At 45.2% G+C, this 17675-nt stretch carries 14 protein-coding genes; 1 reads left to right on the forward strand and 13 read right to left on the reverse strand.

Annotated elements, in window-relative coordinates; all coding sequences use genetic code 11:
- Positions 1–119 precede the first annotated feature (119 nt).
- The gene (locus tag GPK81_RS03380) at positions 120–1370 is read left to right on the forward strand and encodes a hypothetical protein (protein WP_021977285.1); all 1251 of its coding nucleotides are present in this window, start codon (positions 120–122) and stop codon (positions 1368–1370) included.
- A gap of 114 nt (positions 1371–1484) precedes the next feature.
- Here the strand turns inward: GPK81_RS03380 and GPK81_RS03385 are convergent, their stop codons facing one another.
- The 13 genes from GPK81_RS03385 to GPK81_RS03445 form a co-directional block, all read right to left on the reverse strand.
- Positions 1485–2240, reverse strand: a complete 756-nt coding sequence (locus GPK81_RS03385) for a TSUP family transporter (RefSeq protein ID WP_021977284.1) — start codon at positions 2238–2240, stop codon at positions 1485–1487.
- Between the two features lie 5 nt (positions 2241–2245).
- Positions 2246–4048, reverse strand: coding sequence for an aspartate--tRNA ligase (aspS, locus tag GPK81_RS03390; protein ID WP_215706543.1), 1803 nt, complete (start codon positions 4046–4048; stop codon positions 2246–2248).
- A gap of 75 nt (positions 4049–4123) precedes the next feature.
- A complete protein-coding gene (hisS, locus tag GPK81_RS03395) occupies positions 4124–5377 on the reverse strand; it encodes a histidine--tRNA ligase (protein ID WP_173762319.1) in 1254 nt (417 codons plus the stop codon).
- Positions 5310–5945: an HD-GYP domain-containing protein gene (locus GPK81_RS03400; RefSeq protein ID WP_256441805.1), complete on the reverse strand. Its 636-nt coding sequence runs from the start codon at positions 5943–5945 to the stop codon at positions 5310–5312. Before GPK81_RS03400 ends, hisS begins: the two co-directional genes overlap by 68 nt.
- A gap of 21 nt (positions 5946–5966) precedes the next feature.
- Positions 5967–7520, reverse strand: coding sequence for a coproporphyrinogen dehydrogenase HemZ (gene hemZ, locus GPK81_RS03405; protein WP_215706544.1), 1554 nt, complete (start codon positions 7518–7520; stop codon positions 5967–5969).
- On the reverse strand, positions 7468–8097 hold the full coding sequence (locus GPK81_RS03410; RefSeq protein ID WP_021977280.1) for an MBL fold metallo-hydrolase: 630 nt from the start codon (positions 8095–8097) through the stop codon (positions 7468–7470). Before GPK81_RS03410 ends, hemZ begins: the two co-directional genes overlap by 53 nt.
- Before the next feature lie 22 nt (positions 8098–8119).
- On the reverse strand, positions 8120–10450 hold the full coding sequence (locus tag GPK81_RS03415) for a RelA/SpoT family protein (protein WP_215706545.1): 2331 nt from the start codon (positions 10448–10450) through the stop codon (positions 8120–8122).
- A 77-nt stretch (positions 10451–10527) separates the two neighbouring features.
- The gene (locus tag GPK81_RS03420; protein ID WP_021977278.1) at positions 10528–11052 is read right to left on the reverse strand and encodes an adenine phosphoribosyltransferase; all 525 of its coding nucleotides are present in this window, start codon (positions 11050–11052) and stop codon (positions 10528–10530) included.
- A 203-nt stretch (positions 11053–11255) separates the two neighbouring features.
- Positions 11256–12974: a single-stranded-DNA-specific exonuclease RecJ gene (gene recJ / locus GPK81_RS03425; RefSeq protein WP_215706546.1), complete on the reverse strand. Its 1719-nt coding sequence runs from the start codon at positions 12972–12974 to the stop codon at positions 11256–11258.
- Between the two features lie 182 nt (positions 12975–13156).
- Positions 13157–15574, reverse strand: a complete 2418-nt coding sequence (secD, locus tag GPK81_RS03430) for a protein translocase subunit SecD (protein WP_215706547.1) — start codon at positions 15572–15574, stop codon at positions 13157–13159.
- A gap of 15 nt (positions 15575–15589) precedes the next feature.
- The gene (gene scfB, locus GPK81_RS03435) at positions 15590–16954 is read right to left on the reverse strand and encodes a thioether cross-link-forming SCIFF peptide maturase (protein ID WP_021977275.1); all 1365 of its coding nucleotides are present in this window, start codon (positions 16952–16954) and stop codon (positions 15590–15592) included.
- Positions 16955–17097: 143 nt separating this feature from the next.
- Positions 17098–17238: a six-cysteine ranthipeptide SCIFF gene (gene scfA / locus GPK81_RS03440; RefSeq protein ID WP_015524633.1), complete on the reverse strand. Its 141-nt coding sequence runs from the start codon at positions 17236–17238 to the stop codon at positions 17098–17100.
- 82 nt (positions 17239–17320) lie between these two features.
- Complete coding sequence (locus tag GPK81_RS03445) at positions 17321–17671, reverse strand: TIGR04086 family membrane protein (RefSeq protein ID WP_021977274.1); 351 nt, start codon at positions 17669–17671, stop codon at positions 17321–17323.
- Positions 17672–17675 lie beyond the last annotated feature (4 nt).

Below are 17675 nucleotides of genomic sequence, written 5' to 3' on the forward strand. Positions count from 1 at the left end.
AAATTTCACAAATTTTTCACCATTTTTTTATAAAAATAGTATAGTTTTATGCGATTTTTGACTTTTGAGGCGATATCTGATAAAATAAGATGTAAATTTTTTTGAAAGGAAAGAACGATATGAAGACAGTGAAATATCTGCTGGCTTTCTTCTTTGTTTTTCTGGCAGTCTCCATAACCGGCTGTTCCCACCTGGCAAAAACATCTGCGGAGAAAGCGATCAAAAAGGATCTGGATCTTCTTAAAAATCTGGATTCCGAAACGACCATGAAATACATATCGTATCAGGAACTGTTTCCAGATTCTGATGATAATACGGAACTTTCTGATGATATAAAAGAAGTCTTTTCCCTCTTCTTCCAGAATTTTGATTACAAAATACTGGATATATCCATTGACCAGGATCAGGAAACTGCTTCTGCACACCTGCGGCTTACCACTCTGGATTCCCAGGCGCTTGCGAAAGATTTCATTACCCAGAGCCTTAAAGATGAAATCTTAAAAGCCGCTTCCAGTGAAAAAAGCACAGATAATGATGGGAATTCTCTGGAGCAGCGTTATCTGCATCTCCACAAACTCCTGAAAAAAGGTTCCTATAAAACCATAGACCGAAATGCTTCCATTCAGCTGATCAATCATGGTTCCTCTTCCGAACCGGACTGGGATATCACACACAGTTCTTCTCTGGAAAATGACCTGGTTGGAGGTCTGATCACCTATTTATCCGATCCGGATCTTGTCCCAGCTGATGAAACCCTGGCAATTTATCTGAAAACCCTGCAAGAAATGGATGTTCAGCAGATGTCCAATTACCTTGGTCTGGACTCCATCCTGAACACTTCAGACCCAGCAAAAAATGCCATTGCATCCGCACTTATGGAACAGTTTCACTCCTGTTTTAACTATAAAATAACAGACAGTTCCATCTCGGGCTATCTTGCTCAGGTCAGTGCACAGCTGACTACTTTTGACAGTGATTCGATTCTCTCTCAATATGAAAAAGAACTAAATACCTATCTTGGTTCCGCTGATGCAGTGATTGACGGCTCTCAGAAAAGATATGACAAATCTCACGAACTTCTTCTTGACAGTATCAAGAACAACGAATCAACCATAACTGCCAACGCTGTTTTTCACCTGATAAATGACGGCGCTTCCTGGAAACTCGAAGATGCCGGAACCGAACTTGGCAATGCTATTTTTGGAACACTTACCGCATCTCCTGTCCCTGAAGATATGACAGAGGATATTTCTGACGATCAGGGCACCGGAAACGAAGAGGTCTCTGATGAAGACAATAATTCCGGTGACAATGAAACGGAAACAGAAGAAGTCGATGATAATGTCGATGATTCCGACAGTGACGAATAAAATTAATCCGGCAGATGTTCGCAACTATACAGGGGACTTCGCTGATCCAGTAAAAAACTCCCATTTGAATTTCCTGGTCATACAGACTGAAACGGAAAACAAATGAGAGTTTTTTTATACTCCGGATATGATTTTTATAAAAAGCAGTGCAAGTACTATAAGAATAATAGGCCGGATGATCCGGCTTCCGTTTTTCATAACCATGCCTGCCCCTGTATAATGTCCTGCAATAGAAAATACAGATGCTGCAATTCCAAGCATGATCACGATCTTTCCGCTGAGCAGAAATACCACAAGAGCCGCTACATTGGAAGAAAGGTTGGTAACCTTCATGGTACCGGACGCTTTTGCCACACTCATTTTTCCAAGTCCTGTATACAGAAGCAGGAGAAAGGTTCCTGTCCCGGGGCCATAAAAACCATCATAGCAGCCCACAGCAAGAGAACACAGGGCACAGATCAGAATCTGTTTCTTTCTGGCGATCTCTCCGCCTTTTTCATCCATATTCTTCTTACGCAATACATAAAAAGCAACTACCGGAAGTACCGGGATCAGCATATAACGCAAGATTTTATCACTGGCAACAAGTGCTACATGTGCTCCCATTGTTGATCCCAGAAGCGCCATCGGGATACACGGGAGTACCAGAATCCAGTCTACAAATTTATTCTTACACAGACGTACCGTAGAGATCAGAGTTCCCGTTGCTGATGACAGTTTGTTAGTAGCAACGGCATTATGTATGGGAACTCCGGCCAAAAGATAAGCAGGCAGGGAGATCAAGCCTCCCCCGCCTGCTACAGCATCTACAAATCCGGCAAGAAATACAAGTGGACAAACGATCAGAAATGTATAGATTGTCGGCTGCATGATTTTTATTCTTCCTCTTCTTCCTTCGCAGGCTTAAGATCAAGTCCCAGCTCGTGAAGCTGTGCCTCACTTACCTGACTTGGTGACTGAGTCATCAGACAGGAAGCATCCTTAACCTTCGGGAATGCGATAACATCACGGATGGTATCTGCTTTTGCCATAAGCATAACAAGTCTGTCAAGGCCGTATGCCAGTCCTGCGTGAGGCGGAACTCCGTATTTGAAGGCATCCAGAAGGAAGCCGAACTGCTCATGTGCAGCTTCTTTTGTGAAGCCAAGTGCCTCAAACATTCTCTCCTGGATATCATCCTGATGGATACGGACACTACCGCCACCGATCTCATTTCCGTTAAGAACGATATCGTATGCTTTTGCACGGACCTTTCCCGGATCTGTGTCAAGAAGCGGCAGATCCTCTTCCATAAGCATAGTGAACGGATGGTGCATCGCTGTGAAACGGTTCTCCTCCTCGCTCCACTCAAGAAGCGGGAACTCTGTTACCCATACAAAACGGTACTCGTTCTTGTCAAGAAGATCCATCTGTTTTGCAAGCTCAAGACGAAGGGCACCAAGTACATCGTATACCAGTTTGGTCTTGTCCGCTGCGAAAAGGAGCAGGTCTCCCGGCTTACCGTCCATGGCTTTTACAAGGGCATCCATTTCCTCATCCTTCATAAATTTGGCAAAGGACGATTTTCTGGTTCCGTCCTCTGCGATGGCAATGTATGCAAGACCCTTTGCACCATAACCTTTTACGAACTCAACAAGTTTGTCGATCTTCTTTCTCGGCATTGCACCCTGGCCTTCTGCGTTGATACCACGAACGCTTCCGCCGTTCTCAAGAGCACCTGTGAATACACCGAAACCGCAGTCTTTTACGATATCGCTGACATCATGAAGCTCCATGCCGAAACGCATATCCGGCTTATCAGAACCGAAACGGTCCATAGCTTTCTGCCAGGTAATTCTCTGGATCGGAAGTTTTACATCGATGTCCAGAACTTCTTTGAACAGGAATGCAAGATATCTCTCATTAACATCGATAACATCGTCTACGTCTACGAAAGAAAGCTCCATATCGATCTGTGTGAACTCCGGCTGACGGTCAGCACGAAGGTCCTCATCACGGAAACATCTTGCGATCTGGATATAACGGTCAAATCCGGAGCACATCAGAAGCTGTTTGTACAGCTGCGGAGACTGTGGAAGTCCGTAGAAGCTTCCCGGATGAACACGGGATGGTACCAGGTAGTCTCTGGCTCCCTCAGGAGTACTCTTTCCAAGCATCGGTGTCTCGATCTCAAGAAATCCCTCGTTTGTGAAGAACTGTCTTGTAAGCTGAGCAACCTTGCTCTTCATCATGATGTTTCTCTGAAGATCCGGTCTTCTTAAGTCAAGATAACGGTATTTCAGACGGATCTCATCTTTTGTCTTGCTATTCTCCTCGATCGGGAATGGCGGTACATCTGCCTCAGCAAGAACACGGAGGGATTTTACGCGAAGCTCGATCTCGCCTGTTGCAAGATTCTCGTTTACAGCTCCTCCACGTTTTTCTACAGTACCGGTTACGGCAATGACAAACTCGCTACGGAGCTTGCCAGCTTTTGTAAAGCCTTCCTCGTCAATGCTGCCATTCTCAAAAATCAGCTGCATGATTCCGGAACGATCACGAAGGTCTACAAATACAAGACCTCCTTTATTTCTGGCTTTTGCCACCCATCCCATTAATGTTACTTCTTTTCCGACCATCTCTGTGGTCACTTCTGCACATCGGCAGGTTCTGTGCAGTCCCTGCATGCTTTCAGCCATCTCTTTATCCTCCTCAGACTACTCTGATCGCAGTCTTTTTATTTTACTCTGATATCTTTGTTCATCAACAGATATTTAGTCTCTGTTGAAAAATTCTACAAACTCTGTATAACCATCTGCTGCCAGCTGGTCTTTCTGGAACTTTTTGTTCTTCTTCATAATAGAGATATTGATCTGTGTACCGGCACTTCTCTCCTCTGTTGCCTGTTTCAGGATGTTCAGAAGTTTGTCCGCCGGCATATTCTTCTCGATCAGATATGCTTTCTTTCCATTCTTGGTTGGGATCTCATAGCCTCTCTCAAGAAGCAGCATGACGATTCTCTCAAATCCGATGGAGAAACCGCAGGCACAGGTATTATTTCCTGTGAACTTGCCGATCATCTCATCGTAACGTCCGCCACCGCCGACGCTTCCACCGAACTCGTCCATGGAGATCTCGAAGATCGGACCTGTGTAATAGGACATTCCACGTACCAGTGTCGGATCAAAAGACATCTTGAAATCTGCTGTTTTTACAGATTCTACCGTATTGATGATGGTCTCAAGATCCTCTGCGATACCTGCATCCAGAACATCGGAAAGTTTCTCTTTAATATAACGGACACCCTCAACATCGTTGGTGATCTCACGGAAAAGTCCCAGATAAGTGTCAATGCTCTCTTTTGCAAATCCCTCTTTCTCAAGCTCCTCAGCAACACCCTCAATGCCGATCTTATCCATCTTGTCAAGGATGATAAATACAGTGTCAAAGCTCTCTGCCGGGAATCCGCTGTACTGAGCCATTGCCTTCAGGATTCTTCTGTCATTGATACGGATGGTAAAGTTGTGGAAATCCAGTTTTCCGAGAAGTGTTGTTGTTGCAAGTACAAGCTCAATTTCAGCCAGGTAAGTCGGCTCACCCAGGATATCGATATCACACTGCATAAACTGACGGAAACGACCTCTCTGCGGACGGTCAGCTCTCCATACATTTCCCATCTGAAGTGCCTTAAACGGAGCCGGAAGCTCATTGGCATTATTGGAATAATACCTGGAAAGCGGTACAGTCAGGTCATAGCGGAGACCGGAATCTGTCAGATCGTTCTCTGTTTTTGCAGTATCCAGTTTCAGTTTTTCACCTCTCTTCATGATCTTGAAGATCAGTTTTTCATTTTCACCGCCCTGCTTGCTGCAGAGATTCTCAATATGTTCTACACAGGGAGTCTCGATCGCGGAAAAACCAAAGGTTCCGTACGTCTCTCTGATCATATTCATCACATAGTTACGGATTGCCATTTCCTTCGGTAAAATGTCCTTCATTCCTGTAACCGGTTTCTTTTTTAATGCCATAGTTTCCTCCTTTATGAATCACCCTCTGAAATGCAAGAAACACCTGCATGTCAAAGTTTTTAATCTCATCGATCATAAGTTTTAAGACCTCATCGTTCTCAAGTGCTTTCCGGTAAGGTCTGTCCATGCTTAACGCTGCATATACATCACACACTCTCAAGATTCTGGCTCCTATGGGAATTTCTTCGCCGCTTTTGTTACTGGGGTAACCACTGCCATCAAAATTCTCATGGTGGTAGAGAATACTTTCCAGAACGTAATCTGAATATCCCTGATCTTTCAGGATCTCATAACCCAAAGTAGAATGCATACGGACATACTTCAGTTCTTCAATGACCATCGGATTCTGTTCCTGTCCGTTGATATATCCTTCCAGCTTCAGCTTGCCGATATCATGGAGCATTCCGGCAATGGCCAGCTGATAACATTCTTCCTTACCAAGGCCAAGCTCCTTTGCCACATCATAAGCAAGATTGCTGACAACAACTCCATGTTTCAGTTCTGCGGAAAGATCCATTTCCAGAATCCGGTCCTGCGTAGTCTCATTTATCTTCTGTACGCTTTTCAAGGATCTGTCTCTCCTTTCCGTCTACAGCCATTTTTCAATGCCTGTGCGTTTTCTCTCGATCATCTCATCAATACGTGCGATATAATTGGTAACATCCTTTACGTTCTCCACACGCTCGATCCGCTGTCCGTGATCAAACACCAGCTTGGAGGAACCACCAGCACCCAGTGCGATGATCGGCTGCTTTTCCTCCATAATCAGTATATTGTAAATCCCTGCTTTGTCAACCTCAGAATAACCTACATTCTCGAAATTTCCCTTCATATTCTTCTGTCTATACAGATAATAAGGGCCCATTCCCATCTCATAGGCAGTTTTCATGGTCAGGTTCATGATCTCCTGATTGTTTTCAAAAGTCATCTCCTGATATTGATCGCGGAAGATATTCAGTCTTGCCGCACGCTTCACAGCAAGAGAATGTACAGTCAGGCTGTCCGGCCCGAGCGCTTTTATCTCGTCCAGTGTATGCTGTACTTTTGTGATATTCTCACCTGGGAGACCTACGATCAGGTCCATATTGATATTATCAAATCCGGCTTCTCTTGCCAGATGGAACGCATTTTTTGTCTGCTCTACGGTGTGGCGTCTGCCGATGATATCCAGAGTCTCCTGATTCATAGTCTGTGGATTTACAGAAATCCTGGTAACCGGAAATTCCCGGATCGCCTGAAGTTTTTCCAGAGTGATACTATCCGGTCTTCCTGCCTCAACTGTAAATTCCTCCAGTTCCTCACAGGGAAAATATTCCGTGATCGCGCCAAGAAGTCTCCGAAGCTGATCCGGTTCCAGAGTGGTAGGTGTTCCACCGCCAATATAAACCGTATCCAGTTTCCGATTTTTCATCATCTGGGAAACAGCCTGGATTTCTTTGACCAGTGCATCCAGATAATCTTCTACATATTTACGCCATTTTTCCAGTGGATAGGAACTGAAAGAACAGTACAGACAGATACTTGGACAGAAAGGAATTCCCACATAAAGGCTGTAACCGTTCTCATAATCGATATTTTTCAGGATATCCCGCTCACGGTTGGCAATGGTAACTGCAAGGGCTGTTTTTTCCGGGCTTACCAGATACTGTTCTCTCATATATCTGGCGATCTCTGTATTCTTCATTCCGGATTCCAGCATACCCATCGCCATTTTTACAGGACGGATACCCGTAAGATTTCCCCATGGAAGTGTCTTTCCTGTAGCTTTGGAAAGCATCTGATAAAGGGCATATTTGATAGCGTCTTTATTTTTTCTGCGGGTATCATGGGCATCATCGCAAGAAATAAGGGCATCCGAAGCTTCTCCACTGGATTGCCCTTCCATCACAGCCCCGTGAGCTGTCTTTTTCTCTATTCCGTTATCGTAACTGATGGTATAACCTTCTTCATCACGGGAAACCCGGAAGCGGATATCATAATCCGCATCATCCTCCTCATAAAGAGAAGTGATCTCATTTCCGGGATAAAACGCTTTGATCAGCTCATACACATCATGTTCAAAATCTCTGTTCTGAAACAAAATGCCAATCTTATACAAATGGATTATACCTCTTTTCGTAACCAATGGTTGTGGATGTGTCATGTCCCGGAAATACCTCTGTATCTTCCGGCAATGCGTCCACAAGCTTATGAAGACTCCTTACGATCTCCGCAGAACTTCCGCCCGGAAAATCGGTTCTTCCAACAGAGCCACAGAACAATGTATCTCCGCTGAAAAGTACGCCCTCATCCTCAATATAGTAGCAGCAGCTTCCCTTGGTGTGTCCCGGTGTATGGAACATCTGGATGGAAAATCCGGCTGCTTCAAAAATCTGACCGTCATCCAGAAGAACATCCGGCTTAATGGAACAGGATCTTCCATAAACAGCAGTCATATTTACTGTGGGCTCAGCCAGCATTGCTTCTTCCTGTCTGCAGGCATAAACCGGGATCTGATATTTTTCCTTCACTTCCTTCACAGCCATGATATGATCAAAATGGCCATGGGTCAGAAGGATTCCCACCGGTTTTCCCTGCATAAGAGCTACTTTCTGAAAAACCTTCTCCGCATAGTCTCCCGGATCTACGATCAGCAGCTCTCCGGTCTTCTTATTCTTCAGAAAATAGCAATTGGTAAACACCTGCCCCAGCACGCACTGCTGCATTTCAAGCTTACTCATAAAATTTCCTCCGTTTATCGGGTCAGCCCGTTGTTCTTTCTACGTCAAGAACACTTTCAACCTGACGGATCTTCTCGATCAGGGAATTCAGTTCCTGTTTACTGCATACATTAAAGGACATGGAGATCGTCGCACGTTCCTGCTTGTTGGTACGGCTGTTGATGGAACGAAGATCGATCTTCCGCTCTGTAAAGATCTTGGAAATATCTACCAGAAGTCCGGTACGGTTGTTTGCGTAAACCTGGATCTCTGCTTCGTATTTCTCAGGATCTGCCTTATCCGGCATCTGCCACTCTGCCTCAATGAGACGTTTCCTGTCGATCTCCGGCATATTGAGGACATTCACACAATCCGTACGATGAATGGTGATTCCTCGTCCTCTTGTAACAAAGCCCACGATCTCATCTCCGGGAATTGGACTGCAACATTTGGAAAAGCGGACTGCCACATCGTGGATACCTTTTACCACAATGCCGCTCTTGCTCTTGGCAATGTGCAGCTTCTCCTGTGACTCGGAAGCAGCTTCCAGAACCTGCTCATCTGTAAGATTCTTCTTGTGCTCCCGCTCATAGGCTTCTACCAGTTTATTGAACACCTGGCCTTCCTTCAGGCCGCCATGTCCGATAGCTGCCAGTACGGAATCCCAGTCACGGAAACCGTATTTATGCATTACGGATTCCATATACTGCGGCTTGGTGTACAGGCCTGGTTTAAATCCTTTGGTCTTGGCATACTGGTTCAGCATGTCCTTACCTTTCAGGATATTATCTTCTTTCAGTTCTTTCTTAAACCACTGGTTGATCTTGTTCTTAGCCTGTGTACTCTTTACAATCTTCAGCCAGTCACGGCTTGGGCCCTGAGAATTCTGAGATGTGATGATCTCAATACGGTCGCCGTTTTTGATCTTATATTCAATAGGAACCAGTTTACCATTGACTCTGGCACCTACCATCTTATTTCCTACTGCACTGTGCACGCTGTATGCAAAATCGATCGGTGTGGAACCATTGGGGAGAGTTTTGACATCACCCTGAGGCGTGAAACAATAAACACTGTCTGCAAAAAGATCCAGGTCGTTTTTCAGAAGGCTCATGAACTCCCGGTTATCGGACATGTCTCGCTGCCACTCCAGGATCTGGCGCAGCCAGTTCAGCTTCTCCTCCTCGCTCTTGCCAGGTTTCTTGCCATCGGAAGTTTCCTTATATTTCCAGTGGGCTGCAATACCATATTCTGCGGTTTTATGCATTTCGAATGTACGGATCTGGATCTCGAAAGGCTGTCCGTTGGGGCCAATCAGTGTTGTATGCAGAGACTGATACATGTTGGCTTTCGGCATTGCGATATAATCTTTAAATCTACCCGGGATCGGCTTGTACATCTCATGGATAACACCAAGTGCTGCATAACAGTCTTTTACGGTGTCCACAATGATACGCACGGCAAACAGATCATAGATCTGGTCAATGGTCTTGTCCTGGTTGACCATTTTCTTATAAATACTGAAGAAATGTTTCACACGGCCATCCACCTGCGCCTTGATGTTGGCATCTTCCATGTGCTGCTTTACCTGCTTCACAATAGAATTGACAAACGCTTCACGGGCACTTTTACGAAGGGCTACTTTTTCTACAAGGTCATAATAAACATCTGGTTTCAGATATTTAAGTGAAAGATCATCCAGCTCTACCTTGATCTTGGAAATACCAAGACGCATGGCAATGGGAGCATAAATATCCATGGTCTCTCTTGCCTTCTCCTGCTGTTTCTCCGGTCTCATATACTGCAAGGTACGCATATTATGAAGACGGTCTGCAAGTTTGATCAGAATAACGCGGATATCTTTGGCCATTGCAAGGAACATCTTCCTTAAGTTCTCAGCCTGGACCTCTACCTTATCCTTGGAATAGGACAGCTGTCCCAGCTTGGTAACACCATCTACCAGAAGTGCTACCTCAGAACCGAATTCCTTTTCCACTTCTTCATAAGTCATCCAGGTATCTTCTACTGCATCATGAAGAAGACCTGCCACAATGGTCTCCTTATCCAGCTCAAGATCCGCAAGGATGATCGCTACACAGAGAGGATGAATGATATAGGGCTCACCGGATTTACGTTTCTGATCCTTGTGTGCCTCACTAGCCACTTTATAGGCCTTTTCGATCATGGAGATATCTGTAGACGGATGATATTTCTTCACGCTTTTTATCAGCTCCTGATAAAGAACCTCAGGGCTTGTAAAATCATGCATGGATTTTACCGCCGCATCTGCCTTCCGGACAGATTCCATTTTTTCTTTTTCTTCTTCCTTCTGTATTTCAATGTTCTGTTTTTCCGTATTTTTTGTCTCTGCCATTAAATCCCACCTGCCTGTGCACAATTTCATACTGCCGTATGACTACAACAGTTCACATCCCCTTCCACCGACAAAAATTACTTTCCGTCGTAGCAGATCACAGATGCTACATCATAGCCTTTCAGACGCTCACGTCCTTTCAGGCCTGCAAGCTCCATGAGGAAAACAACTTTCACAACGATGCCGCCAAGCTCTTCCACAAGCTTAATAGCTGCTTCCACGCTTCCGCCTGTAGCGATCAGGTCATCTACGATTACAACCTTCTGTCCTGGCTTGATAGAATCCTTATGCATCTCGATCGTTGCACTTCCATATTCCAGATCGTAAGTTCTGGAAATGGTCTCACATGGGAGCTTTCCTGCTTTACGTACCAGAACGAATGGTTTATGAAGATTGTATGCGATCGGCATACCAAAGATAAAGCCTCTGGATTCAAGACCTGTGATCACATCGAAATCTACACCTTTCAGACAGTCCTGCATGGAATCAATCGCAAGCTGTAATCCATCCGCATCCTGGATAACACTGGTGACGTCACGGAAAATAATCCCTGGCTCTGGAAAGTCCGGGATACTTCTTACATATTCTTCTATTTTTTTCATAATAACCTCCAATGGTTTAATTTGTCAATCAGATGATAGATAGTATAGCACTTTTTCTGTAGGGAATCAATGTGCAACCCGACAGAACTCGCAGAATTCCGACAGGCTTTGGATTGCATATTGCCCAGTGCACGGTCCACTTTCCTGCCTTTCTGTCAGTTGCAAACTGTCAGGATCTGTATTTTTGCGTGCCGATATTCCTGTTATTCTGTAAGATAATTTCGGATCACGATCTGCAAAGTCTCTCTTCCCTGATATCTGTTGATTTCCGGATAATATGTTACAGCAACAGAACTGCTGTTTTTCACTTCATTTATAAATTCATCCGCTTCTCCGAAATAGACCGCTTCTATCACACAGCCCGTGCTGTCTGACAGCTGAAGTTTCGCCACATTTCTATTTTTACCAAGAACACGGCTGCTTAAAACACGAAGTCCTTTCTGTGCAAAGATCGGCTTGGTATTTCCTTTTCCAAAAGGTTCCAGCAGGGATATCTCTTCCACAAGTTCCTTATTAATATAGGAAACCGGCATCGGCACATCGATAACGATCTTTGGCATCAGATCTTTTTCTGTCAGCGTACAGTTTTCGTTTAACCGTCTGCGGAATTCTTCCACATTTTCTTCTTTGATAGAAAGTCCGGCAGCCATGGGGTGTCCTCCATACTGCTCCATCAGATCCCCACATTTTACCAGTTCCTCAAACATGGAATAGCTTTCTATGGAACGGCCGCTGCCCTTTACCATTGTTTCCCCTTTTGTCAGAACAAAGACCGGTTTATTGTACTTTTCCCGGATACGTCCTGCGATAATTCCGGCAAGGCTTTCGTGACAGTCCGGTAAATAGATCACAAGAACACGGTCCTGTCCGATTTCTGTCTCTTCCACAATACGGATCGCTTCTTCTTTTCCTTCTTCGGTAAGAGCTTTTCTGCTCTGATTCAACGCGGTCAGATCACCGGCAAGTTTTGCCGCTTCCTCTTCCGTCTCCGCACAGAGAAGTTTCAAAGAGCGTGCAGCGGTATCCAGTCTTCCGCTGGCATTGATACATGGCCCCAGCACAAATCCCACATGATAAGCAGTGATCGGCCCATCTTCCAGACCGTTGGCATGGATCAGTTCACTGAGACCTTTGTTGGAAGTGTGAGAAAGTCTTCTCAGCCCTTCTTTTACGAGGATACGGTTTTCCCCCTGAAGATCCATGACATCTCCTACTGTGGCAATGGCCCCCAGTTCCAGAAAGTCCTCCAGCTCTTTTGAGGGAATACCGCAGGCTTCATAGAGAGCTGTCACAAGTTTCAGGGCAACCACTGCCCCGCAGAGTCTTTTTTCCGGATAATTACAGTCCGGCTGTTTGGGATTTACAATGGCATCGGCTGGCGGAAGGATCAGCTCTCTGCCGGCTTCTGTTTCTTTATAGGGAATCTCATGATGATCGGTTATGATCACTGTTATTCCTTTTTCCTTTGCCATCGCAATCTCATTGTACGCCGCAATTCCGTTATCACAGGTAACAATTACGTCAATCCCATCGTTCACTGCTCTTTCGATCAGGTGCTCGTGGATCCCATATCCGTCAGCCACCCTGTCCGGAATATATGTATCTGCCAGTGCACCTACTCGCTTCAGTCCTTTAATGAGGATGAACGTGGACACTACACCATCAATATCATAATCTCCGATAATACGGATACGCTTTTTTTCTTTTATTTTATTTCGCAGGATTTCCACTGCTTTATCCACATCTTTCATTAAATGTGGGGAAGCCAGTTCTTCTACGGTTCCGTAAAGGTATCTGCGGATCTCCTCTCTGTCCTGTACATCCCGGTTCCGGATCAGTCTGGCGATTACCGGATCAATTCCAAACTCTTTCCCAATTGCCGTAAAATCCGCCCGTTTTGCGGCAACAACCCATCGTTCCATGTTGTTTCCTCCTCGATGCTTTGTCGCTTTCTTCCTTCAAAGCGACACAATAATAATATTGTAACCCATAATCCCGTCTGGCTGCAAGTTTTTTGTGACGCACAAGAAAACACCGCATAAAAAAAACGTTCCGCCGGGAAATTATCTTTCCCGATACGGAACGTTTCTGTTATTTGGCAGTTTTACTCGGATTTCTCCTCGTCGCTCTGCTGTTTTGCTACTTCCTGCGCCGCAAGACGCTCAGCAACTCTTTTACGGTTTTTCTTCTTTGGCTGCTGCGGGGCTGCCGGCTGTCCGGATGGCTGTTTTGCCTTTTTCTCAGAGGAAGTCTGAACGGACGCTGCTGCAGCTGCCGGTGCGGCAGTACGGTTCTTTCTGAAAGTCTTCATGGTGTACCACAGAGCACCTGTGATGCATACAGAAGAATATGCTCCACCAATGATACCTACCATCAGAGGTGCTGCAAATTCTTTAATAGAGGAAACGCCCATCACATAAAGAATCGCAACCATAACGAAAGTTGTAAGAGATGTGTAAATGCTTCGTGTCAGAGTTTCTGTAACACTGGCATTTACGATCTCTTTCAGCTTCTCATCCTCGACTTTCTTTCTGCCCTTCATATTCTCACGGATACGGTCGAAGATGACGATGGTGGCATTGATGGAATAACCTACGATCGTCAGCATACATGCAATAAATGTATTTCCCACAGATGTTCTGGAAATAACATAAAATGCAAGTACGACCAGGACATCATGAAGAAGTGCAAGTACCGCACTGCTTGCAAAGCGGATATCCTTGAAACGGAACCAGATGTAAAGAAGCATGAAGATCGCAGCTACGATAACAGCTACGATAGCGTCTCTTCTCATCTCATTGCTGACAGTAGCAGAAATATTCTCAGATGTGATCAGACTTGTATCCACATCAAAGTTTTCTTCCAGTGCCTTGTTCAGTGCTTCTCGCTCCTTAAGATCCAGAGAACGTGTCTTGATCACTACCTGATTGGTTCCCTGAACCTTGGTCGGCTGTACGTTCTTATCTCCTGTCACAGCCTCAACAACCGGTGTTACCTCGGAGTCGATCTCCTTGATATCCATCTCTTTGTTGAAGGTTACATTGGTAGAAGTACCACCGGAGAACTCCAGGCTGTAATTCATGGCCTTGTCACCGATCACATTGCTGTGAATCAGCATTCCCACAGGTCCGCAGAGGATCAGGATAATGGAGATGGTAAAGAAGATCTTTCTCTTTCCAACAAAGTCCACAACCTTACGTTCTTTGGCAACACCGTAGAATTTCGGATCACGGACACCAACTGCGTATACTGCATTGATCACAAGTCTGGACACAACCAGTGCTGTAAACATGGAGATTACAATACCCATCGCCAGCGTGTAGGCAAATCCCTTAACGGAACCGGAACCCAGCCACATCAGCACGCAGGCTGCGATCAGTGTTGTGATGTTTCCATCAAAAATAGCGGAAAACGCTTTGCCAAATCCACTCTTGATCGCTGCATGGACCGAAAGACCTGCCGCGATCTCCTCACGGATTCTGGCGTAGATGATAACGTTGGCATCCACCGCCATACCAATGCCCAGAATGATACCTGCAATACCCGGAAGCGTAAGGGTGATATCAAAGGCATTCAGTGTGATCAGCATTAAAGTTGTATAAAGGGCCAGGGCAACAGATGCAACCAGACCAGGAATGCGGTATGCGATGATCATGATCAGCATAACGATCACAAGACCGATTGCTCCGGCTTTCACACTTGTAGCAATAGCTTCCTCACCAAGCTGTGCAGCAACTACGCTGGAACGAAGCTCGGTAAGCTCAAGGCTTAAGGAACCGATTCTTATGTAAGAAGCAAGGTTCTGTGCCTCTTCTGTGCTTGCCATTCCGGTGATCTGAGCTTTTCCGCCGGAGATCTCCTCATTTACATTCGGAGCACTTAAAACCTGATTGTCATATACAATTGCGATCTGCTTGCCAACATTTGCCTTGGTAGCTTCCGCAAATTTGGTTTTTCCATCTTTTGTAAGAGTCAGGCTAACTGCGTATTTCTGAGAGCTTGTGGATGAATCCTGATAAGCACCTCCCTCAGCATCTGCAACGTCTGTACCTTCCAGTACAACAGAACCGGCCTTCTGGATATCCTCGATGCTTCTTGCAAGGACATATCCGCTCTCGCTGTTTCCTGTTGTAAAGTTCTGGTTTCCGTCTGCATCTGTCTGATCGATGAAATACAGGGAACCTGGTTTTCCAAGTTCTTCCAGGATCGCATTTGCATCTGATACTCCCGGAATCTCAATGGTAATACGGTTGGAACCTTCCTGATACGCCTGTGCCTCAGTACTGTACTGAGAAACACGCTGCTGCATCTTGTAAACAGTATCGGACATGTCTTCCTTGCTTGGATTGCTGTCCTTGGCCTGGTATGTGATGCTGACACCGCCGGCAAGATCAAGTCCGGTGTTGATGTTCTTAGCCGAACCTGTACCTGTAGGGCCAATGCCTACCGCAGCCACATAGCAGAAGAATACTGTGACAATCGCTGTCAGAAGCAGCACTGCAATTCCTCTACTTTTCTTCATTTTCTTTTTCCTCTCTTATTCCGCCAAAGCGGCTTTTATCATGATAGCGCACTCCACACGCTTCCTCTGGAGTTCGCATCCGATCTTATAATTCCCCCGGATATCTCCCCCGAAATGATAGCCGTTTGCCGCACAGCCGCCGCTGCAGTAGAATCTGGCAAAACAGTCTTTACAGTCCGGTTTGGTGTAGACGTTACATCTTCCGAAATCTTTTACGATTTCAGGTTTTGTGATTCCCTCGTCTACATTACCCATGAGGTACTGTTCCTCACCGACAAACTGATGGCATGGATAAAAATCTCCCCACGGTGTGACAGCCAGGTACTCAGTTCCTGAGCCACATCCGGAAAGGCGTTTGTATACACACGGGCCACCGGTAAGGTCGATCATAAAGTGGAAGAAGTTGAATCCTTTTCCCTCTTTTTCTCTTTTGATCATTTCTTTTGCAAGAATGTCATACTGTTCCAGGATCTGAGGAATATCCTCCTCACGGATGGCATACTCTTCTGTATCTGCTGCTACAACCGGCTCCACAGAGATCTGTTTGAAGCCAAGGTCAGCCAGATGAAGAACATCCTGGGAAAAATCAAGATTATGATGGGTAAAGGTTCCTCTTACATAATACTTGTCCTGATTTCTGGACTCCGCAAATTTCTCGAATTTCGGCATGATCAGATCATAACTTCCTGCACCTTTACGGAACGGGCGCATGTAATCATGGACTTCTTTTCTTCCGTCCACACTTAAAACTACATTTCCCATCTCTTTGTTACAGAATTCCATAACCTCATCATTTAAAAGAACGCCATTGGTTGTCAGTGTGAAACGGAATTTCTTATTATGAAGCTTCTCCTGCTCTCTTCCATATTTCACAAGATCCTTTACAACCTGCCAGTTCATAAGCGGCTCGCCACCAAAGAAATCCACTTCCAGATTCTTTCTGGAACCGGAATTGGCGATCAGGAAATCCAGTGCCTTCTTTCCAACTTCAAAGGACATCAGCGCACGTCTTCCATGATACTCTCCTTCTTCCGCAAAACAGTATCTGCATGCCAGATTACAGTCATGGGCAATATGAAGGCAGAGAGCCTTTACAACGGTCTGACGGTTCTTGGTAAATTCGTCAATGATATTCTCATAAATATCCTTTGTAAAAAGCATTCCCTGTTCCTTTAGCTTCTTACATTCAGTTACTGATGTTTCCACATCTTCTTTCTTAAAACGGTCGCCAAGCTTCTCGGCAATAGCATCCGCTTCCATGCCTTCTTCCAGATACGGCAGTACCTCGTAGGTTACTTCATCTACAAGGTGGATACAGCCGCTGTTGATGTCCAGCACGATATTATATCCATTACTCTGATAACGGTGAATCAGACTCATCTTCCCGCAATCCTTTCTAAAAATCTTTTATAACCCGACAAAACGCGCCCTCCGGCGCGTTTTGCTGGATACCTGTTACTTTCAGATAAAACAAGTGAAGCAGCGGGTCTCCCGCTGCTTTCCACTCATTCAACGGCTGCTTCTTATTTATGCTCGCAGCTCTGGTTTCCTACTGTACAGGAAGTCTTGCAAGCAGACTGACAGGATGTCTGACATTCGCCACATCCACCCTTCTTAACCGTGTTCTGAAGGTTCTTTGTATTTAATGTCTTGATATGTTCCATGATATATCCTCCTTTATGTATTCTATTCTCCGCCTAGTATAGCATAAAATTGTCGATTTTCAAAGCATTTTTTTGCAAGCTTTTACGACAGCATTCCCCCGATGGCTCCGCCGCCCAGGCACATAAAAAAAGTAGTCACTGCATGGATAAAAGTCATATCCCATTTTCCCTGTGCCAGAAAAGATACCAGAAGCAGTAGAACATAATAAGACAGCCCTGTAACAATTCCCCACAGATAACGGTTCTTACGCATAATTCTGCCGGCGGCAAAACCTCCGGCCAGGCAGGACACCACATAAATAAAAACAATTCCTGCAGCTGCCGCTCCTTCGCCCAGCTCAAACTGAAAAAGCAGAAAAGCCAGAAGCAAAAGAAAAAGTCCTGTCAGCCCATAAGACAGTAATAATGACCACAACACTGTTTTTACACGCATAAAA

It is taken from the genome of Blautia sp. MCC283 (assembly GCF_018785565.1).
In the GTDB taxonomy this organism is placed as follows: Bacteria; Bacillota; Clostridia; order Lachnospirales; family Lachnospiraceae; genus Blautia_A.

Coding starts and splice junctions, on each gene's coding strand:
- GPK81_RS03380 (WP_021977285.1), top strand. CDS start 120: ATGAAGACAGTGAAATATCTGCTGGCTTTCTTCTTTGTTTTTCTGGCA.
- GPK81_RS03385 (WP_021977284.1), bottom strand. CDS start 2,240: ATGCAGCCGACAATCTATACATTTCTGATCGTTTGTCCACTTGTATTT.
- aspS (WP_215706543.1), bottom strand. CDS start 4,048: ATGGCTGAAAGCATGCAGGGACTGCACAGAACCTGCCGATGTGCAGAA.
- hisS (WP_173762319.1), bottom strand. CDS start 5,377: ATGGCATTAAAAAAGAAACCGGTTACAGGAATGAAGGACATTTTACCG.
- hemZ (WP_215706544.1), bottom strand. CDS start 7,520: ATGACACATCCACAACCATTGGTTACGAAAAGAGGTATAATCCATTTG.
- GPK81_RS03410 (WP_021977280.1), bottom strand. CDS start 8,097: ATGAGTAAGCTTGAAATGCAGCAGTGCGTGCTGGGGCAGGTGTTTACC.
- GPK81_RS03415 (WP_215706545.1), bottom strand. CDS start 10,450: ATGGCAGAGACAAAAAATACGGAAAAACAGAACATTGAAATACAGAAG.
- GPK81_RS03420 (WP_021977278.1), bottom strand. CDS start 11,052: ATGAAAAAAATAGAAGAATATGTAAGAAGTATCCCGGACTTTCCAGAG.
- recJ (WP_215706546.1), bottom strand. CDS start 12,974: ATGGAACGATGGGTTGTTGCCGCAAAACGGGCGGATTTTACGGCAATT.
- secD (WP_215706547.1), bottom strand. CDS start 15,574: ATGAAGAAAAGTAGAGGAATTGCAGTGCTGCTTCTGACAGCGATTGTC.
- scfB (WP_021977275.1), bottom strand. CDS start 16,954: ATGAGTCTGATTCACCGTTATCAGAGTAATGGATATAATATCGTGCTG.
- scfA (WP_015524633.1), bottom strand. CDS start 17,238: ATGGAACATATCAAGACATTAAATACAAAGAACCTTCAGAACACGGTT.
- GPK81_RS03445 (WP_021977274.1), bottom strand. CDS start 17,671: ATGCGTGTAAAAACAGTGTTGTGGTCATTATTACTGTCTTATGGGCTG.